Origin of the sequence: Streptomyces vastus (assembly GCF_039532825.1) — a bacterium.
Classification (GTDB): domain Bacteria; phylum Actinomycetota; class Actinomycetes; order Streptomycetales; family Streptomycetaceae; genus Streptomyces; species Streptomyces vastus.
The window spans coordinates 152,688-179,106 of the sequence record NZ_BAAASJ010000118.1; the positions used below are offsets into that span (position 1 = coordinate 152,688).

General features: G+C 70.3%; 25 protein-coding genes and 2 pseudogenes. 8 read left to right on the forward strand and 19 right to left on the reverse strand.

The window, feature by feature from the left end; genetic code table 11:
* Positions 1–42: 42 nt before the first annotated feature.
* The 4 genes and pseudogenes from ABD357_RS38255 to ABD357_RS38270 all read left to right on the forward strand — a co-directional run.
* The gene (locus ABD357_RS38255) at positions 43–1,248 is read left to right on the forward strand and encodes a thiolase family protein (protein WP_344395948.1); all 1,206 of its coding nucleotides are present in this window, start codon (positions 43–45) and stop codon (positions 1,246–1,248) included.
* A complete protein-coding gene (locus tag ABD357_RS38260; protein WP_344395949.1) occupies positions 1,245–1,940 on the forward strand; it encodes a 3-oxoacid CoA-transferase subunit A in 696 nt (231 codons plus the stop codon). Before ABD357_RS38255 ends, ABD357_RS38260 begins: the two co-directional genes overlap by 4 nt.
* Positions 1,937–2,629, forward strand: a complete 693-nt coding sequence (locus ABD357_RS38265; protein WP_425585185.1) for a 3-oxoacid CoA-transferase subunit B — start codon at positions 1,937–1,939, stop codon at positions 2,627–2,629. Before ABD357_RS38260 ends, ABD357_RS38265 begins: the two co-directional genes overlap by 4 nt.
* A gap of 58 nt (positions 2,630–2,687) precedes the next feature.
* Positions 2,688–2,913, forward strand: a pseudogene (locus ABD357_RS38270) (IS5/IS1182 family transposase); the annotation flags it as partial.
* A gap of 61 nt (positions 2,914–2,974) precedes the next feature.
* Here ABD357_RS38270 and ABD357_RS38275 read toward each other — a convergent pair.
* The 5 genes and pseudogenes from ABD357_RS38275 to ABD357_RS38295 all read right to left on the reverse strand — a co-directional run bounded on the left by ABD357_RS38275 (position 2,975) and on the right by ABD357_RS38295 (position 7,043).
* Positions 2,975–3,244 carry a Beta-galactosidase C-terminal domain gene (locus tag ABD357_RS38275; RefSeq protein WP_425585190.1) on the reverse strand — a complete coding sequence of 90 codons (270 nt, stop codon included), beginning with the start codon at positions 3,242–3,244 and terminating at the stop codon, positions 2,975–2,977.
* Positions 3,245–3,826 (reverse strand): annotated as a pseudogene (locus ABD357_RS38280) (beta-galactosidase); the annotation flags it as partial.
* Positions 3,827–3,862: 36 nt separating this feature from the next.
* On the reverse strand, positions 3,863–4,756 hold the full coding sequence (locus ABD357_RS38285; protein ID WP_344395951.1) for a carbohydrate ABC transporter permease: 894 nt from the start codon (positions 4,754–4,756) through the stop codon (positions 3,863–3,865).
* Positions 4,753–5,733 carry a carbohydrate ABC transporter permease gene (locus ABD357_RS38290; protein ID WP_344395952.1) on the reverse strand — a complete coding sequence of 327 codons (981 nt, stop codon included), beginning with the start codon at positions 5,731–5,733 and terminating at the stop codon, positions 4,753–4,755. Before ABD357_RS38290 ends, ABD357_RS38285 begins: the two co-directional genes overlap by 4 nt.
* On the reverse strand, positions 5,730–7,043 hold the full coding sequence (locus tag ABD357_RS38295; RefSeq protein WP_344395953.1) for an ABC transporter substrate-binding protein: 1,314 nt from the start codon (positions 7,041–7,043) through the stop codon (positions 5,730–5,732). The genes ABD357_RS38290 and ABD357_RS38295 overlap by 4 nt, the downstream gene beginning before the upstream one ends.
* 379 nt (positions 7,044–7,422) lie before the next feature.
* Here ABD357_RS38295 and ABD357_RS38300 point away from each other — a divergent pair, with 379 nt between their 5' ends.
* The gene (locus ABD357_RS38300) at positions 7,423–8,487 is read left to right on the forward strand and encodes a LacI family DNA-binding transcriptional regulator (RefSeq protein WP_344395954.1); all 1,065 of its coding nucleotides are present in this window, start codon (positions 7,423–7,425) and stop codon (positions 8,485–8,487) included.
* A 279-nt stretch (positions 8,488–8,766) separates the two neighbouring features.
* Here the strand turns inward: ABD357_RS38300 and ABD357_RS38305 are convergent, their stop codons facing one another.
* Together ABD357_RS38305 and ABD357_RS38310 are read right to left on the reverse strand one after the other, a co-directional pair.
* Entirely contained in the window at positions 8,767–9,729 is a 963-nt protein-coding gene (locus tag ABD357_RS38305; RefSeq protein WP_344395955.1) for a DMT family transporter, read from the reverse strand.
* The gene (locus ABD357_RS38310; protein WP_344395956.1) at positions 9,726–10,526 is read right to left on the reverse strand and encodes a phosphatase PAP2 family protein; all 801 of its coding nucleotides are present in this window, start codon (positions 10,524–10,526) and stop codon (positions 9,726–9,728) included. The genes ABD357_RS38305 and ABD357_RS38310 overlap by 4 nt, the downstream gene beginning before the upstream one ends.
* Positions 10,527–10,712: 186 nt before the next feature.
* Here ABD357_RS38310 and ABD357_RS38315 point away from each other — a divergent pair, with 186 nt between their 5' ends.
* Positions 10,713–11,336 carry a TetR/AcrR family transcriptional regulator gene (locus tag ABD357_RS38315; RefSeq protein WP_344395958.1) on the forward strand — a complete coding sequence of 208 codons (624 nt, stop codon included), beginning with the start codon at positions 10,713–10,715 and terminating at the stop codon, positions 11,334–11,336.
* 135 nt (positions 11,337–11,471) lie between these two features.
* On the opposite strand, the gene ABD357_RS38320 is transcribed toward ABD357_RS38315, so the two are convergent.
* The gene (locus tag ABD357_RS38320; protein ID WP_344395959.1) at positions 11,472–12,434 is read right to left on the reverse strand and encodes a DUF2510 domain-containing protein; all 963 of its coding nucleotides are present in this window, start codon (positions 12,432–12,434) and stop codon (positions 11,472–11,474) included.
* A gap of 283 nt (positions 12,435–12,717) precedes the next feature.
* Between ABD357_RS38320 and ABD357_RS38325 the strand changes: the two genes are divergently transcribed.
* Positions 12,718–15,363, forward strand: coding sequence for an ATP-binding protein (locus ABD357_RS38325; RefSeq protein ID WP_344395960.1), 2,646 nt, complete (start codon positions 12,718–12,720; stop codon positions 15,361–15,363).
* 15 nt (positions 15,364–15,378) lie between these two features.
* On the opposite strand, the gene ABD357_RS38330 is transcribed toward ABD357_RS38325, so the two are convergent.
* The 8 genes from ABD357_RS38330 to ABD357_RS38365 form a co-directional block, all read right to left on the reverse strand.
* Positions 15,379–16,179, reverse strand: coding sequence for an SDR family NAD(P)-dependent oxidoreductase (locus tag ABD357_RS38330; protein WP_344395961.1), 801 nt, complete (start codon positions 16,177–16,179; stop codon positions 15,379–15,381).
* 64 nt (positions 16,180–16,243) lie between these two features.
* The gene (gene pcaDC / locus ABD357_RS38335) at positions 16,244–17,389 is read right to left on the reverse strand and encodes a bifunctional 3-oxoadipate enol-lactonase/4-carboxymuconolactone decarboxylase PcaDC (protein WP_344395962.1); all 1,146 of its coding nucleotides are present in this window, start codon (positions 17,387–17,389) and stop codon (positions 16,244–16,246) included.
* On the reverse strand, positions 17,386–18,723 hold the full coding sequence (pcaB, locus tag ABD357_RS38340) for a 3-carboxy-cis,cis-muconate cycloisomerase (RefSeq protein WP_344395963.1): 1,338 nt from the start codon (positions 18,721–18,723) through the stop codon (positions 17,386–17,388). The genes pcaDC and pcaB overlap by 4 nt, the downstream gene beginning before the upstream one ends.
* A complete protein-coding gene (gene pcaG / locus ABD357_RS38345) occupies positions 18,720–19,295 on the reverse strand; it encodes a protocatechuate 3,4-dioxygenase subunit alpha (protein WP_344395964.1) in 576 nt (191 codons plus the stop codon). The genes pcaB and pcaG overlap by 4 nt, the downstream gene beginning before the upstream one ends.
* Positions 19,296–19,297: 2 nt before the next feature.
* A complete protein-coding gene (gene pcaH / locus ABD357_RS38350) occupies positions 19,298–20,068 on the reverse strand; it encodes a protocatechuate 3,4-dioxygenase subunit beta (protein WP_344395966.1) in 771 nt (256 codons plus the stop codon).
* Between the two features lie 33 nt (positions 20,069–20,101).
* On the reverse strand, positions 20,102–21,304 hold the full coding sequence (locus ABD357_RS38355) for a thiolase family protein (RefSeq protein ID WP_344395967.1): 1,203 nt from the start codon (positions 21,302–21,304) through the stop codon (positions 20,102–20,104).
* Positions 21,301–21,948 carry a CoA transferase subunit B gene (locus tag ABD357_RS38360; protein WP_344395968.1) on the reverse strand — a complete coding sequence of 216 codons (648 nt, stop codon included), beginning with the start codon at positions 21,946–21,948 and terminating at the stop codon, positions 21,301–21,303. The genes ABD357_RS38355 and ABD357_RS38360 overlap by 4 nt, the downstream gene beginning before the upstream one ends.
* Positions 21,948–22,703, reverse strand: coding sequence for a CoA transferase subunit A (locus ABD357_RS38365; RefSeq protein ID WP_344395969.1), 756 nt, complete (start codon positions 22,701–22,703; stop codon positions 21,948–21,950). Before ABD357_RS38365 ends, ABD357_RS38360 begins: the two co-directional genes overlap by 1 nt.
* Before the next feature lie 219 nt (positions 22,704–22,922).
* Here ABD357_RS38365 and ABD357_RS38370 point away from each other — a divergent pair, with 219 nt between their 5' ends.
* Positions 22,923–23,384 carry a MarR family winged helix-turn-helix transcriptional regulator gene (locus tag ABD357_RS38370; protein WP_344395970.1) on the forward strand — a complete coding sequence of 154 codons (462 nt, stop codon included), beginning with the start codon at positions 22,923–22,925 and terminating at the stop codon, positions 23,382–23,384.
* A 565-nt stretch (positions 23,385–23,949) separates the two neighbouring features.
* Here the strand turns inward: ABD357_RS38370 and ABD357_RS38375 are convergent.
* The 3 genes from ABD357_RS38375 to ABD357_RS38385 form a co-directional block, all read right to left on the reverse strand.
* Positions 23,950–24,900, reverse strand: coding sequence for a DUF3048 domain-containing protein (locus tag ABD357_RS38375; RefSeq protein WP_344395971.1), 951 nt, complete (start codon positions 24,898–24,900; stop codon positions 23,950–23,952).
* A gap of 165 nt (positions 24,901–25,065) precedes the next feature.
* Positions 25,066–26,130 (reverse strand): ATP-dependent DNA ligase, encoded by a 1,065-nt coding sequence (locus ABD357_RS38380; RefSeq protein WP_344395973.1) that lies wholly within the window; start codon positions 26,128–26,130, stop codon positions 25,066–25,068.
* A gap of 128 nt (positions 26,131–26,258) precedes the next feature.
* Positions 26,259–26,399, reverse strand: coding sequence for a hypothetical protein (locus tag ABD357_RS38385; RefSeq protein WP_344395974.1), 141 nt, complete (start codon positions 26,397–26,399; stop codon positions 26,259–26,261).
* Positions 26,400–26,419: the final 20 nt, after the last annotated feature.

Consider the following 26,419-nt stretch of genomic DNA (forward strand, 5'->3'; position numbering starts at 1 on the left):
GTGTACTTCAGAATATCGCGGCCCAGGATTAGCGTCGCTGCCATGAGTGCTTTCATGTACGCCGCGACGCGGACTCCGTTCGGCCGCTTCAACGGCGCGCTGGCCGGCGTCCGCCCCGACGACCTCGCCGCCGCCGCGATCACCTCGACGCTCGCCAAGGTGCCGGGCCTCGACCACTCCGCGGTCGACGACGTGGTGTGGGGCAACGCCAACGGCGCCGGCGAGGAGAACCGCAACGTCGGCCGCATGGCGGCGCTGCTCGCCGGGCTTCCGGTGAGCGTGCCCGGCACCACCGTCAACCGGCTGTGCGGCTCGAGCCTGGATGCGGCGATGACGGCCAGCCGGACGATCGAGTCCGGCGATGCCGAGGTGGTGCTGACCGGCGGCGTGGAGTCGATGACGCGTGCGCCGTGGGTGCTGCCCAAGTCGGCGAAACCGTTCCCGGCCGGCGACGTCACCGCGGTCTCGACCACGCTCGGCTGGCGGCTGGTCAACCCGCGGATGCCGAAGGAGTGGACGGTCAGCCTCGGCGAGGCCAACGAGCAGCTCCACGAGCGCTTCGGGATCTCCCGCGAGCGGCAGGACGAGTTCGCCGCCCGCTCACACCAACTCGCCCACGAGGCATGGGAGTCGGGCTTCTACGGCGACCTGGTGGTGCCGGTCGAAGGCGTCGACCTGACCCGCGACGAGGGCATCCGAGCCGGATCCACGCCGGAGGCGCTGGCCGGTCTCAAGCCGGTCTTCCGTACACGGGAGCAGGGCGGCACCATCACCGCGGGCAACGCCAGCCCGCTCAACGACGGTGCCTCCGCAGTACTGCTGGGCAGCGAGAAGGCCGCGGCCGTGATCGGGGCCGACCCGATCGCTCGTATCGCCGGCCGCGGCGTGATGGCGCTGGAGCCGCAGGCCTTCGGCTACGCCCCCGTCGAGGCAGCGAACCGTGCGCTGGCCCGGGCCGGCATCGGCTGGGACCAGGTGGGCGCGGTCGAGCTCAACGAGGCCTTCGCCGTGCAGTCGCTCGCCTGCCTCGACGCGTGGAAGGTCGACCCCGCCATCGTCAACCAGAAGGGCGGCGCCATCGCGATCGGGCACCCGCTGGGCGCCTCGGGTGGTCGCATCCTCGCCACGCTGGCCAAGGTGCTGCGCGAGACCAAGCAGCGCTACGGCGTCGCCGCGATCTGCATCGGGGTCGGTCAGGGGCTGGCCGTCGTACTCGAGAACTGCGACGCCACGGAGACGGCCCAGTGAGCCGGGCGGAGATCGTCGAGAGCGCCGACGCCGCGGTCGCCGGGATCGAGGACGGGTCCACGATCCTCGTCGGTGGCTTCGGCCTGGCGGGCATGCCGTTCGATCTGATCGACGCGCTCATCCGGCAGGGTGCGAAGGACCTCACGATCGTGTCCAACAACGCCGGTAACGGTGAGGTCGGGCTGGCCGCGCTGCTGGCCGCCGGCCGGGTGCGCAAGGTGCTCTGCTCCTTTCCGCGCCAGGTCGACTCCTGGGTCTTCGACGGCCTCTACCGCGAGGGGAAGATCGAGCTCGAGGTGGTGCCGCAGGGCAACCTCGCCGAGCGGATGCGCGCGGCCGGTGCCGGCATCGGCGCGTGCTACTGCCCGACCGCGGTCGGCACGCCGCTGGCCGAGGGCAAGGAGGAGCGTGAGATCGACGGTCGCAAGTACCTGCTGGAGTACCCCATCAAGGGCGACTACGCGCTGATCGGCGCGCACGTCGCGGATGCGATGGGCAACCTCGTCTATCGCAAGACCGCCCGCAACTTCGGACCGGTCATGGCCACGGCCGCGACGACGACCATCGTCCAGGTCGACGAGGTCGTCGAGCCCGGAACGCTCGACCCCGAGGCCGTCGTCACCCCGTCCATCTACGTCGACCGGGTCGTCCAGGTGGCGGCCCGTCACTACACCGTGCAGGGGGCCCGATGACCACCACGTCAACCACCACGCCGAGCGGCCAGGCGTACACCGGGGCGCCGAACAGCGCCGACCACCGGCTCTCGATGGACGAACTGGCCGCCGTCATCGCACGCGACATCCCGGCCGGCGCCTTCGTCAACCTCGGTATCGGGCAGCCCACCAAGATCGCCGACCATCTGGCGGCCGACTCCGGCGTGGTGCTGCACACCGAGAACGGCATGCTCAACATGGGTCCGAAGGCCGAGGGCGACGCGGTCGACCCCGACCTGACCAACGCCGGCAAGGTCCCGGTGACCGAGCTGCCGGGGGCGGCGTACTTCCACCACGCCGACTCCTTCGCGATGATGCGCGGCGGGCACCTCGATGTCTGTGTCCTCGGGGCCTACCAGGTCGCCTTCAACGGCGATCTCGCCAACTGGACCACCGGCAAGCCCGACGATATCCCCGCCGTCGGCGGCGCCATGGACCTCGCGATCGGCGCCAAGGACGTCTACGTGATGATGACGCTCTTCACCCGCTCCGGCGAGCCGAAGCTCGTGCCGCAGTGCACCTACCCGCTCACCGGCGTCGGTTGCGTCAGCCGCGTCTACACCGACTGCGGCGTATTCGACGTCGGCCCCGACGGGGTACGGATCCGGGAGACGTACGGCGTCAGCAACCATGAGCTGGCGGAGCGACTCGGCATCACGCTGTCGTAGACCCTCTCCTTGCTGACGTGGACGCTGACCTGGTACGGGGCCGGCAACGTGGAGCTGAATCGTGCCGGACGGCTTGTGGGATGTCCTGAGGCCGCTGCTCCCTGAGGCACGGTCACGGCCACAAGGCGGTGGAACGGCAAGTCGACCGCCACCGCCGGGTTCTGATCCGGTCGAGAGCCGGAGTGGGGTCCGCCTGCACGAACCGTCCTGCACGAACCGTCCTGCACCGACGGGACGACGCCGGCCTGACCGACGTCACCCGCATCGTCCGCGACACCGCCCACGGAGGGCGTGCGCGATCGCGTTCATGCCGCCGGCCACGGAGACCTCCGCAGTGCGCTCCGCTCAGCGAGGTCCGCGGATGACGGCGACTCCTCCGGGCGGGACGGTGACGGTGTCGGTGACGGGTGTGCCGGTGAGGAGTCCGACGCCCTCGGCGGGCACCTTCGCCCCCTTTCCGGAGTGGTCGATGAGGAACAGGTAGTCGGCTTCCGTGCCGCGGCGCCGGACCGCCTCGATGCCGGTGGGCGACTCGTGCTCGGGTGTGACGTCGGCTTCCTGGCTGATGCGGTGGAGCAGGCCGGCGAGCGTGTCCGGGTCGGGGTGGGTGGCCAGGTACCAGGCGGTTCCGCTGCCGTGGCGGTGGGCGTCCAGGTCGTCGTCGTGGCGGGCGCGCAGCCAGGTGCGGAAGGCGGCGGCGCTGGTGTCGCAGTAGCAGGCGGCGTTGTGACAGCCGTACTCGTTGTGCACGTGCCACAGGGCGACGGCCGGGTGGGCGGCGTACCGCTCGGCGAGGGCCTCCGCGATACGCAGCGCCGCCCGGCGGTAGGCAGGACTGGACGGGCAGAAGGTCTGGCGGTTGCCGGGCCAGAGCCGACGGCCGTCCCGGTCCACCGGCAGCCCCTCCGAGTAGGCCTTGAAGAACCATGCCGGCGGGGCCGCGGTGGGCGTGGCCAGGTCGGCGGCGATGCCGTTCTCGTGGAGCAGGTCGAGGATCCGGTCCATGCGGGAGAAGTCGTAGATGCCTTCCGAAGGTTCCAGCAGCGCCCACGAGAAGATGCCGACGCTGACCATGGTGACCCCGGCCTTGCGCATCAGGCGCATGTCCTCGGCCCAGACCTCCTCGGGCCACTGCTCGGGGTTGTAGTCGCCTCCGTAGGCGATGCCGGGAAGGCGAAGGCGGCGTGCGGTACTCACTGCTCCGGGAGGTGTAGGGGAGGAGGCGTGCGGGTGTCAGCCCTTGTTGGCGCCCAGGGTCAGGCCGCTGACGAACTGGCGCTGGAGCACGAAGTACACGATCAGCGTCGGGATCGCGGTGAGCAGGGCACCGGCTGCGACCAGGTTCGGGTCGGTGAAGTACTGGCCGGAGAGGTTGTTGAGGGCCGAGGTGACCGGCATGTTCTCGCCGGTCGAGATCAGGACGATGGCCCAGAAGAAGTCGTTGTAGATCCAGATGGACAGGAGAGTGGCCAGGGCCGCCATCGCGGGCTTGCACAGCGGCAGCACGATCTGCCAGTACATCCGCCACACCGAGGCGCCGTCGACCAGCGCGGCCTCGGTCAGCTCGTGCGGCAGCATCCGCATGTAGTTGGCCAGCACGAAGGCGCAGAAGCCGGACTGGAACGCCACGTGGATGAGGACCAGGCCGAGCGCGGAGTCGTAGAGCTTGCCGCTGACGGTGATGCCGGGCAGGTCGATGAGCAGGTACAGGCGGTACAGCGGGGTGATGATGACCTGCTGGGGCAGCAGGTTGCCCGCGGTGAACACCAGCAACAGCGCCAGGTTGAGGCGGAAGTCGAACCGGCTGACGTAGAAGGCGACCATCGATGACAGGAACAGGGTCAGGAGCACGGCCGGTACGGCGATGATCAGCGTGTTGCCGAAGTAGTGCGCCATGTCGGACTGCGTGAACGCGTTCGTGAAGTTGTCGAGGCTGAGCTTGTCCGGCCAGGACACATAGCCCTTGGTGCTGGTCTCGCCGTACGGGCGCAGGGCCGCGTAGACCGCCCAGAGCAGCGGGGCGAGCCATGCCAGCGCCGTGCCGACGAGGAAGACGTGCAGCAGGATCCGGGCGGGGCGGACGGGGGTGCGCTGCTTCAGCGGCGCCGCGACGGTGGGAGAACTCATGCGCGCCGCTCCTTCCGGAAGGTCGCGATCAGATAGGGGATGATCACGGCGAGGGAGATCACCAGCAGGACCACCGCGATCGCCGATCCGTAACCGATCCGGCTGGACTCGCCGATGATGTTGTTGGTCACCAGGATCGACAGCAACTCGGTGCCCTGGGCGCCCTTGTTGAACACGAAGACGAGGTCGAAGGCACGCAGCGCCTCGATGATGGTGACGACCAGGACGATGGTGTTCGTCGGGCGCAGGGTGGGGAAGGTGACGTTCTTGAACGTCTGCCACTCGTTGGCGCCGTCCAGCGCGGACGCCTCCTTGAGGGACGGGTCCACACCTTTCAGGCCGGCCAGGTAGAGGATCATCATGTAGCCGGTGTGCCGCCAGGAGGCGGCGACGAGGACGGCCCACAGGTTGAGGTCCGGGTCGCCGATCCAGTCGATGTAGTGGCCGGGCTCGTTGGCGCCGATGAGGCTGTTGATCAGGCCCGTGTCGGGGTTGTAGACCAGCTGCCAGACGAAGCCGATGACCGCGAACGAGACGACGACCGGCAGGAAGAACGCCGTCTGGTAGACCCGGCTGAAGCGGATCTTCTTGTCCAGCTGCACGGCCAGGAAGAGGCCGAGCGGGGTCGGGACCAGGATCAGGGCGACGAACCAGACGACGTTGTGCTCGACGGCGGGCCAGAACTGCGGGTTGTTGGTGAACAGCTCCTTGAAGTTCTCCAGCCCGACCCACTTGATCGAGTCGAAGCCGATGCCGTTCCAGGTGGTGAAGGCCAGCGCGATCGAGGCGAGCGCGGTGACCCACACCAAGGCGACGTGCAGGAACGTGGGGACGCCCGCCATGAGGGCGAGCGCGAGGCGGTCACGGCGGGTCAGCAGGCGCCCGTGGCCCTGCGCCGCCCGTTGGGTGACGGACGCGGTGCCCGGAGACGGCGCGGCGGCCGTCTCCGGTGTCTTCGGGGTGAGGTCGGTGCTCATGAGGACGCGAAGATCGTCTTCTTCTGGCGCTCGATCGACGACAGGATGCCGTCGACGTTCTTGGGGTTGCGGACGAAGTTCTGCAGCGCGGGCTGCATCACCGTGGAGGTGAAGTCCGGGCGGGAGTCGCGGTCCATGAACTGGGTCAGGCTCTTGGCGCCGGAGATCATGTCGTACGACTTCTTCTGCAGCGGCGTGTAGGCGGAGGTGTCGGCCTTGGTGGAGGCGGCCACCACGTTCGGGTCGGACTTGAGGTAGATCTCCTCGGCCTGGGGCGTGCCGAGGAACTCCAGGAGCTTGACGGCACCGGCGTGGTTCTTCGAGTCCTTGGAGAGCATGAAGCCGTCGGTCGGGGCCTCGACGGTGTCCTGCCCGTACTCCGGGTCGATCTCCGGGAAGGCGAAGAAGTCCAGGTCGTCCAGGTCGGCCTTGTCGGTGAACTGCTGGCCGACGAAGGTGCCCAGCAGATACATGCCGGCCTTCTTCGACACCAGTGTCTGGGCGGCGTCCTGCCAGGTGCGGCCCACCGCGCCCTCCTGGTGGTACGGCAGGATCTCCGTCCAGTGGTCGAAGACCTTGCGCACCTTCGGGTCGGTCCAGGAGGCTTTGCCCGCCATCAGCTCGACGTGGAAGTCGTAGCCGTTGGTACGGAAGTTGATCTGGTCGAAGGTGCCCATCGCGGGCCAGGCGTCCTTGTCGCCGAAGGCGATCGGGACCAGCTTGTCCTTCTGCATCCGCTTGCACAGGGTGGTGAAGTCGTCCCAGGTGGTGGGGACTTCGTAGCCGTACTGCTCAAAGACGCTCTTCCGGTAGAAGACCGCCCAGGGGTAGGTGTACAGCGGCACGAAGTAGTACTTGCCGTCCTCGCCCTTGCTGAGCTTCTGCATCGCCTCGGGGAAGTTGCCGCTGATCTTCTGCCACACGTCGTCGATCGGGGTGGCAAGACCCTTGGCCGCGAAGAACTGCATCCGGTAGCCGGCGAACCAGGTGAACACGTCGTCCGGCGTGCCCTGCAGATAGGAGTTGATCTGCTCCTGGAAGGTGTTGTGGTCCTTGGTGTTCACGTCGACCGTGATCCCGCTCGCCTTCGTGAAGGCCGTGTAGATCTCGGCGAACGCCTTCTTCGGTACCGCGTCCGACGAATTGGAGCCGAGGGTGACGGTCTTCGGGTCGGCGGCCGTGCTGCTCCCGCCGCAGGCGCTCAGCAGGGGTATGCCGGCGCCGGCTAGCAGGGCGGCGCCGCCTGCGCCGCGCAACAGACTGCGACGGCTGGTACCGGGCAAGGACTGATCAGGGGATCTATGGTGCATTTCGGGCTCCTGAGGGGCTGCCGTATCCGGGCATGGCGCATCGGCTCGACGGGCATGAGGGAGCGATCGCTGAAACGACCAGAAACAAACGCGGTCCAACAGACACGATCGGTGGACGCGTCGAACAGTGAACGTTCAAGCGACCTGCTGTCAAGACTCTGTCAACCCGCAGATGTTGTCGGTCGGTCCCGCGCACGGCGCTCGACAGCCTCGGAAATGCCGTGCGGGACGGAAGCTGCCGTGCGGAGCGGAAGTTGTGCCGTACGCGCTCTTGACGCGGGACTCTCCGGCTGCGTAAAAACATGACCGCGCGGTCAGTGACCGCGCGGTCATACAGTTGACCTCCTTCGATACGGGCCCATGGTCATCAGGAGCTCTCATGCCACGAGTGGTGGGGCGGGGCCCCGGTGCGCCCGCGCCGCGCAGCGCGGACGTGGCCCGTGTGGCCGGGGTGTCGCGCAAGACGGTGTCGCGGGTCCTCAACAACGAGCCATACGTCTCCGACGACGTCCGCCGACGCGTCCTCGAAGCCGCCGGGGAACTCGGCTACCGGCTGAACCACGCGGCCCGGGCGCTCGCCTCGGGGCGGAATCGCTCCATCGGTGTCGTGGCCCTGGGAACGGCCGGGTACGGAACGGCCTCACTCCTCGTGGGCGTCGAGAGGGCCGTACGGGACGCCGGCTACGCGTTGCGTGTGGTCAACACGGTGGACGGTGACCCGAAGGGGATCGCCGGCGCCGTGACGTCACTCATGGAACAGGGAGTTGACGGTGTGGTCGTCTCCGAGCCCATCGTGGAAGGAGAGGTCTCCGTACGGGTCGACGTGCCGGTCCTCTTCGTAGGCGCACCGCCGGCCTTCACCGCCGGCCAGACCCTCACCGTGAGCGTCGGTGCCTACGCATTGGCGCGGGCGGCCACCGAGCACCTGCTGGAGCTGGGACACGCGACCGTTCACCACCTCGCCGGTCCCCAAGGGTGGTACGCCTCCAAGGACCGTGTCGAGGGCTGGCGGGCGGCGCTGGCCGCACGGGGCGTGCACGAACCACCTGTCGTCGAGGGTGACTGGTCACCCGCCTCCGGGTACGCAGCGGGCCGCGAGCTGGCCTCGGACCCCTCCGTGACCGCCGTGTTCGCGGCGGGGGACGAGATGGCCATCGGCCTGATCCACGCTTTTCGGGAAGCCGGCCGCCGTGTGCCGGAGGACATCAGCGTCGTCGGTTTCGACGGAAGTCCCGTCTTCGCCTACGTCAGCCCGCCCCTGACCACAGTGCGTCAACCCTTCGACGCCGCGGCACGGGAAGGAATCAGGCTGCTCGTGCACGCCATCGAAGAGCCGGAGACCGAGCTGCCCGCGGCGGGTGAGCCACCGGTCGAACTCGTCGTCCGCGGCTCCACCGCACCCCCGCCGTCCCACCAGGGCCAGACCGCACTGCGCACCACCTGAGCGCCCGTCCCGGGTCGACCGGGCTCGCGAATGTCCGGCCGGAGATACCCCCACCGTCGCGGTCAGGGCGTAGGGACGCACGCCCGGCCACCCCCACCTCTGTCGTCCGACGGCCATCCGACCGTGAGGCTCGTCGGAGCCGTCGTCCCTCTGGAAGATCGTCCGCATCAACTGAGCGGCTGACACTCCACTCGTCGTCGGACGCCGGCAGCACGCTAACGAAGGACGGGAGTGACGGATCGGTCCCGCGGGAGGTGAAGAACGTCGTCACGATGTCGCTCAAAGCGGCGTGAGGTGCCCCGGCGCGGGCTGACGGGGCATCAACACCGGTTCGTACGAAGCCGATTGGGGGTTCAGCGCCAGCACCGCGGCGACCGGGTGCTCCTCCGGCTCTTCGGGCTCCTCCGTGGGCAGCCGAGCGGACTCCGGAACCGGGCGGGACAGCGTCACCACGCCCCGGGCCGCGACCGCCGCCCCCGCGAGCGCGAGCAGCAGACCCGCCGCACCGCCCCGCAGGCCCTCGCCGAGCAGTGCGAGGCCGATGATCGCGGCGGCCACCGGGTTGGCCAGTGTCACCACCGCGAGGGGTGCGCCGAGGCCGTCCCGGTAGGCGGTCTGCGCGAGCAGGAGCCCGCCCGCCGCGAAGGCCGCGACCAACAGGGCCACCACGATCACCTGCGCGCTGAGCAGCGGACTCGAACGGTCGGTCGCGGCCACCGTCACGGTCTGCGTGAGCGCGGAGGTGACACCCGAGGCGAAGCCGGACGCGGTCGCGTGCCGCAGCCCTGGGCGGGCGCCCCGCCGGGCCAGTACGCCGATCACGCCCGCGGTGATGCCCGCGACGGCGAGGGCCTCCGGCAGACTCAGCACGTCGTCGGGCGCCGGCCCGGACGCCGTGACGAGCAGCGCGGCGAGCCCGGCCAGGGTGAGCGCCGTACCGCGCCACTCGACGGCACGGACCCGCCGCCCCGCCACCCTGGCGCCCAGCGGCACCGCGGCGACCAGCGTGAGCGCGCCGAGCGGCTGGACCAGGGTGAGCGGACCGTACTTGAGGGCGGCCACATGCAGCAGCGCGGCGGATCCGTTGAGCGCGACCGACCCCCACCAGGCGCCGCTGCCGAGGAGGTGCAGCACACCGGAGTCGGAGTTCCGGGAGGCCAGCCGCTCCTGGGCCACGGCTGCCGCGGCGTATGCGACGGCTGAGAAGAGGGACAGGATCACGGCGACGACTGTGGCGTTCATCGGACGGCTCCCACGAGTTCCGGTGCCTTCGCCGGTGCCACGGGCTTCGAGGGTTCCTTCGCGGTCGTCGTCGTCCGGTGAGGCAGACGAACCACCGCGAGTACGCCGCCCAGCAGCGCCGCCGCCACGGCCGCGTCGAGCCAGTAGTGATTGGCCGTACCGACGATCACCAGCAGGGTGAGCAGCGGATGCAGCAGCCACAGCCAGCGCCATCGTGAACGGGTGGCGACGATCAGGCCGATCGCCACCATCAGCGCCCATCCGAAGTGCAGCGAGGGCATGGCCGCGAACTGGTTCGACAGCGAGTCCGCCTCCGGAGAGGCCTCATACACCGTCGGCCCGTACACCTGCCCCGTGTCCACCAGGTCCGCCATGCCGAGCATCCGCGGCGGGGCGAGCGGGAACGTGAGGTGCACCACCAGGGCGGCGGCGGTGATCGCGGCGAGGGCGCGGCGGGCCCAGACGTAGTGCGTGGGGCGGCGCAGATACAGCCAGACCAGGAAGGTCGCCGTGGCGGGGAAGTGCACGGTCGCGTAATAGGTGTTCGCGAGGTGTACGAGGCTGTCACCGTGCAGCAGCGCGGACTGTACGGCGCCCTCGCCGGGCAGGTGCAGGGCCCGCTCCAGGTCCCAGACGTGCTGCGCGTTACGGAAGGCCTCGCCTGTGTGGCCCGTCACCAGCAGTCGGCCGAGCTTGTAGACGAGGAAGAGTCCCGCGACGAGCAGGAGCTCACGGACGAGGGGCGGCCGCTGTATCGCGGTGGCCCCGTCTCTTGCAGGCTTGGTTCGCGCTGCCATCCCCCGGCCCCTTTGCTTTCATGGCTCATCGATACGCCACGGTACCGATACGCCGCCGTATCGATACGCCACTGTACCGAAACGAATCTGTTTCGGTACAGTGGCGTATCGATCGACCTACGTCACACTGGAAGCAGGCCACGGAAGCAGGCACCGGGCCCCCGACCCGAGCGAGGAGACGCGCCCATGACGCCGCAGGCAGCCGACGAATCCGAGACGGTCGTCGCCGGGCGCCGCTCCAAGCTCACACCCGAGCGTGAGCGGGAGTTCTTCGATGCCGCGCTCGACCAGATCCGCGAGTGCGGTTATGACGCGCTGAGCATGGAGGGCATCGCCGCCAGCACCAAGTGCAGCAAATCCACGCTCTACAGGCAGTGGAAGACGAAGCCCCAGTTCGTGGCGGCGGCGCTGCGTGCCAATCACCGTCCGCGGCTCGCGGACATCGACACCGGCTCGCTGGCCGGTGATCTGCGCGCCGCTGCGCGGGCCGCGGGAGAGCGGTCCGACGACGACACCAAGCTGGTGCAGGCGTTGGGGCATGCCGTCATGCAGGACCCGGAACTGCAGTGCGCGCTGCGCGACGCGCTCATCGAACCCGAACGCGCGGCACTCAGGGAGATGCTCCAGCGGGCGGTCGACCGCGGCGAGATCGCCGCCGACCATCCGGCTCTGGAGTTCGTGCCCGCGCAACTGCTCGGCATGATCCGCGTCCGCCCGGTCCTGGAGGGGCGGTACGCGGACGCCGACTATCTCGTCCGTTACGTGGACGCCGCCCTGATCCCCGCCCTCGGACTGCCGGAGGTCACCTGAGACTCAGGCCGTCGGTTCCGTGGGGCGACCGGACGGCGGCCTGTTCGCGCCGCACCGTGGGGACGGGGGCGGCGCGTACCCCCGGCCGGGTGGGATGCCTCTTGAGCGGAGAGGCGCCACCCGGCCGGATCCATGTCAGACCCGCTCCCCGCTGCCGCCACCGCCCGCGGCTTCCTTGATGCCCTTGGTGATTTCGTCGATGACGGACAGCTTCGGGGCCTTCTCGTTCTCGTCGAAGCCGAAGCGGACGATCACGAGCATTTCCGGGTTGGCGGGGGAGGGGAAGGCGAGCGACTCGACATAGCCGTCGTCGCCCTTGCCGGTGACGACCTTCCAGCGGACCGTGTAGCCCTTCTCGCCCGCCACGGTCACCGCCTTGGAGGCGAGTTCGTCGTTCGAGGTGATCTTGCCGTAGGTCGGGCCGCCGTACGATTCCTCGGCGTTCTTGGAGATGTCCTCCTTGGCCGCCGCCTCGGCGGTGGTCGCCTTGATCCCCAGGGCGGCGGCGGGCGCCGAGTTGGCCCCGCCGCGCACGCACTCCTTGGAGGTGTCGCCGGGACAGGGGTACGTCCCGGTCGACACCGAGGCGCCACCGACCTTCCCGGACTCGCCGGTCCAGCCGTCGGGCACGGGAAGGCTGATGCCGCTCAGCGCGTCGGTGGCGTAACCCTCCTCGGTCTGCGGCGGTTCGGGCTGCCCCGGAGCCTCGCTCTCACCGCCGTCCGGTCCGCCCTGACCGCCGCCGTCCTGCCCCTGAGGTCCGGGCTGGGTGGGTGCCGGGCGGGCGTTGCTCGAATCGCCGCCGCCCGAATCGTCGCCCGCGGTCAGCCCGTACACCCCGCCGCCTATGCCCGCTAGAACAGCCACCGCCGCGGCGATCGCGATACCCATCCGCAGTCCGCGACGCGGAGCGGCGGGCGGTACGCCCGGATACGCCCCGGGGAACGCGGCGTACGCCGGCGGCCCCCATCCGGCCGCCGCATCGGCGGGACGGGTCTGGTCCGTCCACGCCTCTCCGTCCCACCAGCGCTGTGTGGCGGGGCCGTTACTTGTCTGCCCGGGGTCGGGGTACCAGCCGGGAGGAGTCACGTGGGTCATGGGGACACGGTATGTGGCTCGTGTGAAAGCAGGATGAGAGGCTCCGGCCCGAATGCCCGGTATTCCGGCCGGCGCCCCGGCCGTTCCGCCGACTCCCGTGAACATCCCGGCAGTTGACGGCCGACGACGTTCGCCGGGCCAGGTGGGCGGCCCCGTCCGTCGCCTCTCGTCCACGGCTGTCACCCGCGACGGCAACAGGTGGCCCGACCAGGCGCCATGACGGCTCGGGGAGGACTAGGCTCGTGGTCTGTACGTCATTTGGGCGACCTCAGGAGGTAGCGGGATGACGGAGGCTCCCCTCTGGGAGCGCGACGCGGAACTCTCCGTGATCGCGGAGGCCGTCGACGCGCTGTGCGGCGGTTCGGGAGCGGGCAGAGTGCTGGTGTTGAGCGGCGAGGCGGGCATCGGGAAGACCGCGCTGCTCGCCGAGGCCCGCCGGATGGCGCTGGACCGCCGCTGCACGGTGTGGTCGGCGCGCGGCGGCGAGACCCTGACGTCCGTTCCCTTCAATGTCGTACGGCAGTTGCTGCAGCCCGCGCTCGTATCGCTGATGCCGGACGAGGCGCGCGAGTACTTCGGCGACTGGTACGACATCGCCGGACCCGCCCTCGGCATAGCGGAAGCGGGCGACCGCCAGCCCGATCCGCAGTACGTGTGCGACGGACTCGTCGCGGCGGTGCGCAGGCTCGCCCGGCGCGAGTGGCCGCTGGTGCTGCTCGTGGACGACGCACACTGGGCCGACGAGGAAACCCTGCACTGGCTGGCCGCGTTCACCGACCGCCTCGACGACCTGCCCGTCCTCGTCGTGGTCGCCCGCCGCCCCGCAGGAGTCAGCGGCGAGAGCGCGCGCCATCTGGACGCGATCGGAGCCAAGGCCCTTCCGATCGCCGCCCTGCGCGCGCTGACACCGGATGCCACGGCCGGACTCACCCGCGCCACGCTCGGCGAACACGCCGACACCCCGTTCTGCCGCGAGGTGTGGGCGGTAACCGGCGGCAACCCGTACGAGACCGTGGAACTCCTCGCCAAGGTCCAGGACAGCGATCTCGAACCGGTCGAGAGCTCGGCCACCGAACTGCGCGGACTCAACCAGTCGGCGCGCGGCCGAGGCCTGGTCGACCGCCTCGAAGGCCTCGGCGTCGACGCCACCCGCTTCGCCTGGGCCGCCGCGATCCTCGGCACCCGGATCACCCTCGACCTCGCGGCCGAACTCGCCGGGATGCCGCTGGACGAGGCAGAGCGCTGCGCGGAGCTGCTGGGCGCGGCCCGTATCCTCACCGGCGCCGACCGGGCGAACGGCGAAGTGGCCGACGGCGAGCTGGAGTTCGTCCACCCGCTGATCGCCGGCGCCGTCTACCGCTCGATCCCGGACGGCCTGCGCACCGCGATGCACGGCGTGGCCGCCTCGGTGGTCACCGCCTCGGGCCTCGGTGCCGCGGCGGCGTCCCGTCATCTCCTGGAAGTGCACCCGGACGACGACCCCGAACTCGTCGAGCAGATGCGCGAGGCCGCCCGCGAGCACCTCGCCGTAGGCGCCCCGGCGGCGGCCCGCCGCTGTCTGGAGCGCGCCCTGCTCGAACCACCGCTGCCCGAGGTCCACGCGCGCGTGCTCTACGAGTTGGGCTGCGCCACCCTCCTCACCTCACCGGCCACCACGATCCAGCATCTGCGGGAGGCACTCACCCTGCACGGCCTCGATCGCGAACTGCGCGTCGACGCCGTCTGCCGTCTCGCCCAGGCGCTCGTCCACAACGACCAGTTGGAAGAGGCCGTCCGTACGATCGACGAGGAGGTCACCCGGCTGAAGCCGGGGCCCGAGCGGATGCGCCTGCAGGCCGTGCACTACATGTGGGAGGGCCTCCACGCCGGCGAGCAGGACGCGCCCGGCCGCTCCCGCCGTCTCACCGAGCTCGTCAAGCCGCTCACCGGCCGTGACAACTCCGAGCGCGCCCTGCTCATCCTGCGCGCTTTCGACGCGACGACCCGTGGGGAGAACGCCGAGGAGGTCGTCGAACTGTGCGACCGCGCCCTCGTCAACGGCCGCCTCGCGCCCGGACTCGGCTGGACCGACACCGAGTGGACCTTCGAGCTCCTGATGATGCTCGGCGTCTCCTACACGTTCGCGGACCGCCTCGACCGCGCCGAAAGCCTCTTCACCGAGGCCCAGCGGTCGTACGAGATCGCCGGGTGGAGCGGCGGCCATCTGGCTCTCGCACTCGCCTACGGCGGCTATGTGCACCGCAGACGGGGCCGCCTGAGGGACGCGGAGGACTTCCTGCGCGAGTCGCTGCGGCTCGTCGACCGCGTGGGCCGGCGCCTGCCCATGCACTGGTCGGTGGTCTGCATGCTCATCGACACGCTGCTCGCCCGCGGTCACGTCGGCGAGGCCGAGGAGACCGCCGCGCGGTACGCCTTCGAGCCGCCCCACCCCTCCACGAACGTCACTCCCGACACCCACTCCATCCGCGGCCGCCTCCTGATCGCCACCGGGCGCCTCGAGGAGGGCGTGAACGAGCTGGAGGTCGCCGAGAAGATGGCCGCCTCCCGCGGCGGTCACAATACCGTGATGGCGCCCTGGGCCGGCGAACTCGCCCGGGCACTCGCCGCCTCGGACTCCAGGCGCGCCGCGGAGATCGCCGCCGACCTCCGCGCCCAGGCCGAGCGCTTCGGCACCGACACGGCCATAGGGGAGGCCCTCCGCTGCGCCGCCGCCCTGGAGACCGGCCCCCGCGCGGTCGCCCTCCACGCCCGCGCCGCCACCTACCTGGAAGCGTCCCCCTCCTCCTACGAACACGCCCTGGCCCGCGTCGACTACGGCATCGCGTCCCGTTCCGCCGGCGAACTCGACCGTGGCCTCACCCTGGCCCGTTCCTGCGGCGCGGACGGCTTGGTGGCCAGGGCGCAGGAGGCACTGGACACGCTGCGCTGACCGCTGCCGGTACGCCTACTTCGCCAGCAGCCGGTCCGTGACCGCCCCCAGGCGCTTCCATACGTCACGGTCGTACGCCTGCGTATGCGCTCGCGCGGGGCGGGTGCCGTCGAAGTAGCGTCCGGTGGAGTCCTGGCCCAACTCTCCAGTGGCCAGGGCCAGTACGGCAGCGGCTCCGTCGGCCACGGTGGACCAGGGCTCGATTCCGCCCCCGCGGACCATCGCGGTGTCCATGTAGGTGGCGGGGTGCAGTACGTTCACGGCGACTCCGGTGCCGGCCAGTTCCTCGGCGAGGGCGAAGGTGTGCGCGGCGAGGGCGAGCTTGCTGCGACGATACGCCGTCACGCCGTCGTAGTCCCGGGTCTGCTCGATGTCGTCGAAGTCCAGGGGCTGTTGGCCCGCGGAGCCGACGTTGACGATGCGCGCGGGGGCGCTCGCGCGTAGCACCGGCAGGAGGGTGCGGGTGAGCGCGACGGGGGCGAGGTAGTTCACTGCCAGCCGCAGCTCGTGGCCGTCGGTACTCTCCTCGCGCCCGCCGCCGGGTTCGCCGAAGCCGACTCCGGCGTTGTTGATCAGCACATCGAGGTGGGGGTGAGCGTCCGCGACCTGTGCGCCCAGGTCGCGCACCTGCGCGAGCGAGGCCAGATCGGCAACGAAGCCGTACGCCTCTCCTTCGGCCCGCAACTCCTCGACCAGCCGTTCCGTACGGTCGGGGTCGCGGCCGTGCGCGAGGACGGTGTGTCCGGAGCGGACGAGTTCGAAGGCGACATAGCGCCCGAGGCCGGAGGTGGCCCCGGTGATCAGAACAGTGGGCATGTCTCCACCCTAGGCATACGGCGGAGGCAGGTAGGAGGTGCGGCTGAACCTACGACAGGCAAGGTCACCCTGCCGCTCCGTCCTCCTCGGACAGCACCCGCTGCGCCACCGCGAACGCCGAGTTGGCCGCCGGAACCCCGCAGTACACAGCCGTCTGCAGGAGTACCGCGCCGATCTCCTCGGGCGTGAGCCCGTTGCGGCGGGCCGCGCGGACGTGCATGGCCAGTTCGTCGTAGTGGCCGTGGGCGACCAGTGCGGTCAGCGTGATCAGGCTGCGCTCGCGGCGCGACAGCGTGTCGTCCGTCCAGATCTCCCCCCACGCGTAACGCGAGATGAAGTCCTGGAACCGGGCCGTGAACGGAGACTGCCGAGCCTGAGCGCGATCCACGTGCGCGTCACCGAGCACCTGTCGCCGTACCTCCATCCCCCGCTTCGCCCCACCGTCGAAGTGCCCGCGCAGAGCGGCGAGTACGGCCTCCGGCTGCTCGGCGGGGGCCAGGTGCGAGGCGCCAGGGATCTCGGTGAGCGCGGCACTGGGCACGGCGTCGGCGATGTCCCGCAGATGTGCGGGCGGCGTCGCCGGGTCCTCGCGGCCGGCGATGAGCAGAGTCGGCGCGCTGATCCGCGGCAGCCGGTCACGGATGTCGAAGGCCGCGAGCGCGTCACAGCAGGCGGCGTACGCATCAGGATCCGCCGTACGGTGGTCCTCGACGAGCGCCGGAATGGTGAAACCGGGCGTGAACCAACGGGAGTTCGCGTTCGCCGCGAGCTCGCCAAGACCCTCCGCGCGGACGAGCGCGGCCCGCTCCTCCCACGGCTTGGACCCGTTGAAGTGGGCCGAGGAGCAGATCACGGCAAGTCGCTCGATCCGCTCCGGGTGGTACGCCGCGAGTTGCAGCCCCACCGCGCCGCCGAGCGAGACCCCCGCGTACGAGAAGCGGTCGATGCCGAGTGAGTCCGCGAGGGAGAGGACAAGCGAGGCCAGGTCGGCGACGGTCGCGCCGGGCCCGATCAGGTCGCCGGGGGAGCGGCCGTGGCCCGGCAGGTCCCAGCATACGACCCGGTGGGTGATGGAGAGTTCGGGCGCGACCTGGTCCCACAGGGCCGTCGACGTGCCGAGGGACGGGCCGAGGAGCAACGGGGGAGCGGTGGCGGGTCCCTCGGCGCGGTGGTGCAGCTGCTTACCGGTCGGGGTCGGCTGGGTGCTCAACGTCGCTCCAGGGCACGGTCGGTGAGGGCTCCGGCGGAGCCGGTGTACTGGGTCGGGTCGGTGCGGGCCGCGAGGTCGAGTTCCTTCAACTCCGGCTCACCGGCAAGGAGTTCGACGAGCGGCCGGTGCTCCGCGGTGGCCCGCTCGGCCGCCCGGGTGAGCAGCTCCTTCGCGCGGGCCCGCCCGAGCACCGGCGCGAGTTCGGCGGACAGCCGCTCGGAGACGATCAGGCCGTGCGTGAGGTCCAGGTGGGCGCGCATCACGTCCGCGTGCACTCGGAGGCCTTCGGCCAGCTCGGCCGCGTCGCGCGCCGCGCCGCCGACCAGGCGGAGCAGCTCGCGCAGGGGCTCCCACTCGGCATGCCAGGCACCGGCGGGGCGTTCGTCCTCGGCGGCCAGCGAGCCGTACAGCGTCGCGGCAAGCTGCGGCGCACGGCGGGCCGCGGCGGCGATCAGCGTGGCGCGCACGGGGTTCGCCTTGTGCGGCATCGCGGAGGAACCGCCACCTGAGCCCTCGCTCAGCTCGCGGATCTCCGTGCGTGCGAGCGTGAGTACGTCTGCCGCCGTCTTGCCGAGGGCGCCCGCTGTGAACGCGAGGGCCCCCGCGAGATCGGCGACCGGAGTACGCAGGGCGTGCCAGGGCAACACCGGTGCGGCGAGGCGGACTTCGCGGGCATACGCCTCGACCAGCGCGCCGGTGTCAGCGGCCCCGTACGCGGTGAAGGCCGCCAATGTGCCCGCCGCGCCCCCGAGTTGGGCCGGGAGCAAGTCGCGTACGACCTGGAGGCGGTCCCGTGCGTCCAGCACCAGGCACCGCCACCCCGCCGCCTTGAGGCCGAAGGTCGTCGGTACCGCGTGCTGCGTCAGCGTCCGCCCCGGCATGGGCGTGTCCCGGTGCTCCCGAGCGTGCCGGGCCAGCGCACGCTCCGTACGGGCCAGGTCCGCCAGGACGAGGTCGAGGGTCCGCGCGGCCACCAGCATCATCGCCGTGTCCATGATGTCCTGGCTGGTCGCGCCCCGGTGGACGTACGGGGCGTACTCCTCATCCACCGCGCCGACCGCCGCGGTCAGATCCGCGACCAGCGGGATCACCGGATTGCCGCCGCCCCGCGCGCGCAGCGCGAGGTCATGGACGTCGTAGCGCGCCGCATCGGCCGCCGCGTCCACCGCCGCGGCGGCCTCCGAAGGCGCGAGGCCGAGCGAGGCCTGCGCGCGGGTGAGCGCCGCCTCCGAGTCCAGCAGCGCCTGGAGAAAGGCGGTGTCGCCGGTCGCGGACGCGGCGGGGGAGCCTGCCCACCCGGGGGCGAGCAGGCCGTCGGTGTCGCCGAGGGTCACGGGAACTCCAGGAAGACCGTTTCGCCTTCGCCCTGAAGGCGGATGTCGAAACGGTACGTGCGCCGCTCGCCGGGCTGTGCGACCAGCGTGGCCCGGCGCCCGTCCGGCAGCGAGTCCAGCAACGGGTCGGCGCCGTCGGCCAGATACGCCCGCGTGTACAGGTGGTGCAGCAGACCGCGCGCGAAGACGCACACGCTGATGTACGGCAGCCCGGTGTTGCCCGGCGGCAGCGTGTACAGCGCGTAGTGCCCGTCGGCGTCCGTGGCGACCCGCCCGAAACCGGTGAAGTCCGTGCCGTTGCGGCCGAGGTAGCCACCGGTCACCGGGTTGCGGCGCAGCGAACCGGGGGCGCCCTTGAGGGAGCCGTCCGGAGCCGCCTGCCAGAACTCCAGGACGGCGTCCGGGATCGGCTTGCCCTCTCCGTCCAGGACGTACCCGTGCAGCGTGATCTGGTCGGGGTGCCCCTTCGGCGCGATCTGCTCGCCCTCGGGGAAGGGCAGCGCGTACCCGTAGAAGGGGCCGACGGTCTGGGAGGGCGTGGGGAGGACGTGCCCCCTGGTGGTCTCGGTCATGCTCAGCGACCTTCCTCGATCCAGGTGGCGGAGGGACCGTCGAGAACGATGTCCCACTCGTAGCCGAGCGAGAACTCCGGCTGCGACAGCTCGTGGTTGTACTGCGCGACCAGGCGGGCACGGGCCGACTCGTCGGTCACCGAGCGCAGGATCGGGTCGTACGGGAACAGCGGGTCGTTCGGGAAGTACATCTGCGTCACCAGCCGCTGCGTGAACGCCGTACCGAAGACGGAGAAGTGGATGTGCGCGGGGCGCCAGGCGTTGGTGTGATTGCGCCATGGGTACGCGCCCGGCTTGATCGTCCGGAAGAAGTACCGGCCCTGATCATCCGTCAGCGTCCGTCCCACGCCGGTGAAGTTGGGGTCGAGGGGCGCCGGGTGCTGGTCCCGCAGATGCGCGTACCGGCCCGAGGCGTTGGCCTGCCACAGCTCGATGAGCTGGCCGCGTACCGGGCGCCCTTCGCGGTCGAGCAGCCGTCCGGAGACGGTGATGCGCTCGCCGAGCGGCTCGCCCTGGTGCTGCACGGTGAGGTCGTTGTCGATCCCGGTGATGTCGGTCGGACCGAACACCGGACCGGACAGCTCGACCGTCTCCGGATCGCTGCCGTTCACCGCGACCAGCGGTTGCTTGGGGTACCGCAGTACCGAGCTGCGGTACGGGGCGTAGTCGCGCGGCGGGTGGTGTTGGACCGGGGCGCCGCCGGCGACGGCCTTGTCGTACGCGTTCTGGGCTTCGTTGATCTCGACGTCGATGTCCGACTGAGTGAGCGTCATGAGGATTCCGATTCCTACGGGTCCTGGGAAGTCTTAACGTTCGAGGACGAGGGCCAGACCCTGGCCGACGCCGATACAGAGGGTGGCGACGCCAACTCCCGAGCCACGGAGGGCTAGTTGGTGGGCGACGCTCCCGGCGAGCCGGGCACCGGAGGCGCCCAGCGGGTGGCCGAGGGCGATCGCGCCGCCCTGCGGGTTGAGGACCGCCGGGTCGAACTCGGGCCACTCGGCGACGCAGCCGAGGACCTGGGCGGCGAAGGCCTCGTTGAGTTCGAGAGTCGACAGATCGTCAAATCCCTTGCCCGCCTTGGCCAGTGCACGGTTGACGGCCTCGACGGGGGCGAGCCCGAAGTAGTGCGGGTCGATCGCCGAGACACCGGACGCGGAGACCCGGGCGAGCGGCTCGCGACCGGTGGCCCTCAGGCCGTCCTCGTCGACGAGGAGCAGAGCGGCGGCGCCATCGTTGAGAGGAGACGCGTTGCCCGCCGTCACCGTGCCGCTGTCCTTACGGAACGACGGCTTGAGCTTGGCCATCGCGGCGAGGGACGCATCAGGTCGTACGCATTCGTCGGCGCCGAACACGACCGGGTCGCCCTTGCGCTGCGGGATCGACACCGGGGCGAGCTCGGCGTCGAACAAGCCGTCCGCCTGGGCACGGGCCGCCTTCTGATGGGAGGCCAGCGCGAACTCGTCCTGCTGCTCCCGGCCGATCTTGTGCTTCTCGGCGATCAACTCCGCGCTCTCGCCCAGCGGGACGGTCCACTGCGGGTCCATCTTCGGGTTGACCATGCGCCAGCCGAGCGTCGTCGAGTACAGCTCGGTGTGCCCGGCCGGGAAGGGCTTGTCGCTCTTCGGCAGCACGTACGGAGCGCGGGTCATCGACTCGACACCGCCGGCCAGGGCGATGGAGGCGTCGCCGAGCGCGATGGCCCGGGCAGCCTGGATGACGGCCTCGAGCCCGGAGGCGCACAGCCGGTTGACGGTCACGCCGGGCACGGACGTGGGCAGGCCCGCGAGGAGGGCGGCCATACGGCCCACGTTGCGGTTCTCCTCGCCCGCTCCGTTCGCGTTGCCGAAGTACACGTCCTCGATCCGCGACGGGTCCAAGTCGGGCGTACGGGCGAGGAGTTCACGGATGGCGTGCGCGCCGAGGTCGTCGGGTCGTATGCCTGCCAGTGAGCCGTTGTACCTGCCGAACGGGGTGCGGACGGCATCGACGATGTAGACGTCCCTCATACGATCTCCTCCGGAGTGCGAACCTTCGCGGCGGTCTTCGCGATGATCTCCTCGGTCTCGACACCCGGCGCCGTCTCCACCAGCACCAGGCCCTCCTCCGTCACGTCCAGCACCCCCAGATCCGTGATGATCCGGTTGACGCACGCCTTGCCGGTCAGCGGCAGCGCGCAGTCCTGGAGGATCTTCGGCGAGCCGTCCTTCGCGGTGTGCGTCATCACGACGATCACCTTGCGGGCGCCGTGCACCAGGTCCATGGCGCCGCCGATCCCGGTGATCAGCTTGCCGGGGATGGCCCAGTTGGCGAGGTCCCCGCCCTCGGACACCTGCATGGCGCCGAGTACGGCGACATCGATATGGCCGCCGCGGATCATCCCGAAAGAGAGGGAGGAGTCGAAGTACGAGGCGCCGGGCAGGACCGTGACGGTCTCCTTGCCGGCGTTGATGAGGTCCGGGTCGACCTGGTCCTCGGCCGGGTACGGGCCGGTGCCGAGGATGCCGTTCTCGGACTCCAGGATCACCTCGACGCCGGGCGGGAGGTAGTTGGGGATCAGTGTCGGCAGTCCGATGCCGAGGTTCACGTACTGGCCGTCCTCCAGCTCGCGCGCGGCACGGGCGGCCATCTCTTCACGTGTCCAGGCCGCCATCAGGAACTCACCGTCCGCTGCTCGATCTTCTTGTCTGCCGCCTGCTCGGGGGTCAGGGCGATCACCCGCTGGACGAAGATCCCCGGCAGATGCACCGCGTCCGGGTCGATCCCGCCCGGCTCCACGAGTTCCTCGACCTCGGCGATCGTCACCCGCCCTGCCATCGCGGCGAGCGGGTTGAAGTTGCGGGAGGACTTGTTGAAGACCAGGTTCCCGTGAGGGTCGCCCTTCGCGGCCCGGACGAAGGCGAAGTCGGTGCGGATGCCGTGCTCCAGCACGTACTCCGTGCCGTCGAACTCCCGCACCTCCTTCGGCGGCGAGGCGAGCGCGACGCCGCCCTCACCGTCGTACCGCCAGGGCAGTCCGCCGTCGGCGACCTGGGTGCCGACGCCGGCCGGGGTGTAGAAGGCGGGGATGCCGGCGCCGCCGGCCCTCAGCCGCTCGGCCAGCGTGCCCTGCGGGATCATCTCGACCTCCAGCTCCCCGGCGAGGTACTGCCGGGCGAACTCCTTGTTCCCCCCGATGTACGACCCGGTGACACGGGCGATGCGGCCCGCCGCGAGGAGTATCGCGAGCCCCGACTCCATAGCCCCGCAGTTGTTGGAGACCACGCTCAGACCGGAGACCTCACGCTCGTACAGAGCCTGGATCAGCACCGTCGGCACACCGCTCAGCCCGAAGCCACCCACCGCGAGCGACGCACCGTCCGGCACATCGGCCACCGCCTCGGCGGCTGTGGCGACCACCTTGTCCATCCGTGAAGCCCCATCTCTTCGAACGGCCGGCGTCCTTGTTGCTGAGCATATTGCTCAGGGCACTGACTATTTCTGCGAGGTTGTCCTCACGCTGCCATCCGGCGGTTCGGTCGTCAAGAGTTCATACGTAATGGCAGGTGAGGTGTGGGTCTCTCCATGCAGACAATGGTATGTGGCGAGCGGTATTGTTCAGTGCACCGACAAACCCGAGGAGCGCACATGGCGGCGGTGGACCTCACCACCCACCCCGGGCATCTGGCCCGGCGGCTGCAGCAGGCGCACCACCTGCTGTGGAACACGATGGTCTCCGAGGAGATCACCTCCCCGCAGTTCGCGGTGCTGAACGTGCTTGTCGCCGAGCCGGGGCTGGATCAGCGGAGCGTGGGGGAGCGGGTGGGTCTGGACCGGTCCACGATCGCCGAGGTGATCAGCCGACTCGGGCGCCGGGGCCTGCTCGACAAGGTGCGCGACCCGCAGGACGGGCGTCGCTTCCTGCTCCGCCTCACGGACGAGGGAGCGCGTATGCATCGAAAACTGACGGTGCGGACGGCTCGGATGAACCAGGTGTTCCTGGCGCCCTTGTCCGAGGAGGAGCAGGCCGTGTTCTTCGAGCTGCTGCAGCGGGTCTCGGATGCGGCGGAGGGCCTGCGTCGTGCCGCTCCGCTGGGTGCGGTTCGCTAGCCGCGGGTTCGTTGGGGCTGGTCGCGCAGTTCCTCGCGCCCCTGGGTTCGTGGTGGGTGCGGGGCCGTGGGCCGGTGCGTCAGCCCGTCGCAGGCCGGGCGTACGGCCCGGTGTCGGTACACGGTGCGGGTGGCCTGAGACAGAACCTGAGCGACGGGCATACGACGCACCGGGCCACGTCCCCTCCCGCCGGTGGGAGAGTTGCGAGTAGTTGGGGGTACGGGCTTTCCCGGGGCGCGTGCTTTCTGCCGGGCGCGGGGTTGCTCGGGGCGCCGGAAGTCGCAGGCTTTGGCTTTTTCAGTAGTCCGGTCGCCTGACGGCGACACCCTGTGATCTTGTAAATCGATGGCGACAGAGCCTTGTTGACCTTGGACGCCATCTATTTACGATTCAGGGGCGCGGGGCTGTGACATCAGCGGCTCCGCCGCGGGGCGCGACCAGCCACAACGCACCCGCAGCCGCGACACGCAGTGTCACTACCTACCCCCTTGCGGGGGCCTGGGGCGCAGCCCCCAGTTTCGGGAAGGGGCGGGGTTGGGGAAAGAAACTCCCACGCGCACCCACGTCACGCCTTCGCGTAAACAACCCAAACCTGCCCGCGAGCGAACGGCAGCGGCTCGCCGTCCTGGGTCGTGAACCGGGTTCCGTCCTCGGCCGAGGCGCGCTTCCAGTCGGCGTCAAAGGCTCGGCCGTCGCGCAAGACCTTCGCCGTCCCCGACCCCACGGTCTCCGTATACGGCGTGTTGTTGCCCAGGAAGTCCTTGAACTGGGACTTGCGGATCTTCACGTACTGCACGACCACCGTCGCGGCGGCCATCCGCGGCCCGTCGGTCGTCGCGCCCGGCCTGCCGTCCATCGACACCAGCCAGCGGTCCCGGCTCTCGGACCAGGTGAAGGTGAAGCGGGCCGCGGGGAAGCGCACGGTGTGCGAGGTCTCGGCCTTGCCGCCCGCGGGCAGCGCACCGTACTCGAAGCCGGTGGTCAGGGCGTCAGCACCGGGGGCGGACTTCAGCAGCCGCTCGGGGCGCAGATACAGGTTGTACGGGGCGGGTTTGTCGGTGCCCCGGTAGTACGCCTTCGGGTTCTTCTCCGGCGGCGCCGCGTGCAGCGGGGCCTTGTCGATCAGCGGCAGCAACTTGCCCTGCGCTCCCGAGAAGGCGAGCGTCGGCTCGTCGAACTGGCGCAGCAGCTCCAGGTCGGACTCGCGCGCACTGCGCACCGGCCCGATCACCTTCGGGAACTTGGTCGCGTACACCGCCATCAGCCGGCTGAGACCGCCCTCCACCTGCTCGGCGTACACGATGTCCGCCGCGTCGATGCCCGTGTGCGGCCGCGCCCGGCTCGCGTTGTCGATCTTCACGGCGAGTACGGAACCGGCGCCCGGAGTGCCGTCGCCCGGCGCGCGGCCGTCGTCGGTCTCCTCCGGTGTGCAGCCCGCCATTGCGGAGCCCGCCAGCAGGGCGGCCAGTAGCGCCGTCACCAGCGAGGTGCGCCTCGTACGCCCCTTGTGCCCCATCCGCCTCGCACCTTCGATGTCCACTGTGCCCCGTTTCGCCACTTTTCTGATTTTGAGATTCAATCAGGTCCTACCCAATCGGCCAAGGTCGAAGGCGGTTCACTCGGCCGTGCGGGTAGCGGGGAACAGGGGAGGGCGGGCGGTCTTGCCAGTCGCGGCTCAGTTCTACGGCCCCAGGATCTCCGCCAGGTTGTAGCGCACCGGCTCCTCCAGCTGGGCGTACGTGCAGCTCTCAGGGGTCCGGTCGGGGCGCCAGCGGCGGAAGCGGGCCGTGTGCCTGAAGCGCTGACCGTTCTCCATGTGGTCGTACGCCACCTCGCACACCCGCTCCGGTCTGAGCGGCACCCAGGACAGGTCCTTCTTGCCCGACCAGCGGCTGGGCGCACCAGGCAGCCGTGCCGTTTCGTGGGCCGCCTCCTCCGCCCAGGCCGCCCATGGATGCCCCTCGGCCGACTCCATTCGCAGCGGCTCCAGCTCCCCGACCAGCTCCTCGCGACGCTTCATCGAGAACGCGGCGCTCACCCCGACGTGCTGCAGGGCGCCTTGGGTGTCGTACAGGCCGAGCAGGAGTGAGCCGACGACGGGCCCGCTCTTGTGGAGCCGGTAGCCCGCGACGACCACGTCAGCCGTGCGCTCGTGCTTGACCTTGAACATCAGGCGCTCGTCCTGCCGGTAGCGCAGTGTGAGCGGCTTGGCGATCACTCCGTCGAGGCCCGCGCCTTCGTACTGCTCGAACCACCGCTGCGCCACCTCGATGTCGGTGGTCGCCGGCGCCACATGGACGGGAGCTGTGACCTCGGCCAACGCCCTTTCCAGCAGCGCCCGTCGGTCGCCCAGGGATACGTCCACCAGCGACTCCTCGTCGAGCGCGAGCAGATCGAAGGCGACGAACGAGGCCGGCGTCCGCTCGGCGAGCAGCCTCACCCGTGACTCGGCCGGGTGGATCCGCTCCGTGAGCGCGTCGAAGTCCAGCCGCCCCTCCCGCGCGATCACGATCTCCCCGTCCAGCACGCACCGCTCGGGCACCCGCTCCCGGACCGCCTCGACCAGCTCGGGAAAGTACCTGGTCAGCGACTTGCCGGTACGGCTGCCGAACTCCACCTCGTCCCCGTCGCGGAACACGATCGCCCGGAACCCGTCCCACTTCGCCTCGTAGTGCATGCCCGGCGGAATCGCCGCCACCGGCTTGGCGAGCATCGGCTTCACGGGTGGCATCACGGGGAGATCCATGCTTTGACTCTAGGAGCCGTCCTGGGCGCCCGCTCGTTGAGCGCCAGGCCCGTAAAGTCCAGGTCAGGGAAGTGGTGTCGAGAAGTCGGACGTGAGCGAGGGCTGATCCGGCGCGGCCCGCCGTGTGCTCAGGAATTCCGGTGGACGAGCTGGCTGGTCAGTTCGTATCGCGCACCGACTATGACCAGGTCACCCGTGGCCACCTTGGCGGCGAGACCGGCACCGAGGAGGAAGGAACGTATGTCGGAATCTGGCCGAAGAGCGTTCACGTAACCGGTTCTTGACGCCC

What these genes read in the sequence shown, in the direction of transcription:
- ABD357_RS38255 (WP_344395948.1), top strand. Translation starts at nt 43, where the DNA reads ATGAGTGCTTTCATGTACGCCGCGACGCGGACTCCGTTCGGCCGCTTC.
- ABD357_RS38265 (WP_425585185.1), top strand. Translation starts at nt 1,937, where the DNA reads ATGACCACCACGTCAACCACCACGCCGAGCGGCCAGGCGTACACCGGG.
- ABD357_RS38285 (WP_344395951.1), bottom strand. Translation starts at nt 4,756, where the DNA reads ATGAGTTCTCCCACCGTCGCGGCGCCGCTGAAGCAGCGCACCCCCGTC.
- ABD357_RS38290 (WP_344395952.1), bottom strand. Translation starts at nt 5,733, where the DNA reads ATGAGCACCGACCTCACCCCGAAGACACCGGAGACGGCCGCCGCGCCG.
- ABD357_RS38295 (WP_344395953.1), bottom strand. Translation starts at nt 7,043, where the DNA reads ATGCACCATAGATCCCCTGATCAGTCCTTGCCCGGTACCAGCCGTCGC.
- ABD357_RS38300 (WP_344395954.1), top strand. Translation starts at nt 7,423, where the DNA reads ATGCCACGAGTGGTGGGGCGGGGCCCCGGTGCGCCCGCGCCGCGCAGC.
- ABD357_RS38305 (WP_344395955.1), bottom strand. Translation starts at nt 9,729, where the DNA reads ATGAACGCCACAGTCGTCGCCGTGATCCTGTCCCTCTTCTCAGCCGTC.
- ABD357_RS38310 (WP_344395956.1), bottom strand. Translation starts at nt 10,526, where the DNA reads ATGGCAGCGCGAACCAAGCCTGCAAGAGACGGGGCCACCGCGATACAG.
- ABD357_RS38315 (WP_344395958.1), top strand. Translation starts at nt 10,713, where the DNA reads ATGACGCCGCAGGCAGCCGACGAATCCGAGACGGTCGTCGCCGGGCGC.
- ABD357_RS38320 (WP_344395959.1), bottom strand. Translation starts at nt 12,434, where the DNA reads ATGACCCACGTGACTCCTCCCGGCTGGTACCCCGACCCCGGGCAGACA.
- ABD357_RS38325 (WP_344395960.1), top strand. Translation starts at nt 12,718, where the DNA reads ATGACGGAGGCTCCCCTCTGGGAGCGCGACGCGGAACTCTCCGTGATC.
- ABD357_RS38330 (WP_344395961.1), bottom strand. Translation starts at nt 16,179, where the DNA reads ATGCCCACTGTTCTGATCACCGGGGCCACCTCCGGCCTCGGGCGCTAT.
- pcaG (WP_344395964.1), bottom strand. Translation starts at nt 19,295, where the DNA reads ATGACCGAGACCACCAGGGGGCACGTCCTCCCCACGCCCTCCCAGACC.
- pcaH (WP_344395966.1), bottom strand. Translation starts at nt 20,068, where the DNA reads ATGACGCTCACTCAGTCGGACATCGACGTCGAGATCAACGAAGCCCAG.
- ABD357_RS38355 (WP_344395967.1), bottom strand. Translation starts at nt 21,304, where the DNA reads ATGAGGGACGTCTACATCGTCGATGCCGTCCGCACCCCGTTCGGCAGG.
- ABD357_RS38360 (WP_344395968.1), bottom strand. Translation starts at nt 21,948, where the DNA reads ATGGCGGCCTGGACACGTGAAGAGATGGCCGCCCGTGCCGCGCGCGAG.
- ABD357_RS38365 (WP_344395969.1), bottom strand. Translation starts at nt 22,703, where the DNA reads ATGGACAAGGTGGTCGCCACAGCCGCCGAGGCGGTGGCCGATGTGCCG.
- ABD357_RS38370 (WP_344395970.1), top strand. Translation starts at nt 22,923, where the DNA reads ATGGCGGCGGTGGACCTCACCACCCACCCCGGGCATCTGGCCCGGCGG.
- ABD357_RS38375 (WP_344395971.1), bottom strand. Translation starts at nt 24,900, where the DNA reads ATGGGGCACAAGGGGCGTACGAGGCGCACCTCGCTGGTGACGGCGCTA.
- ABD357_RS38380 (WP_344395973.1), bottom strand. Translation starts at nt 26,130, where the DNA reads ATGGATCTCCCCGTGATGCCACCCGTGAAGCCGATGCTCGCCAAGCCG.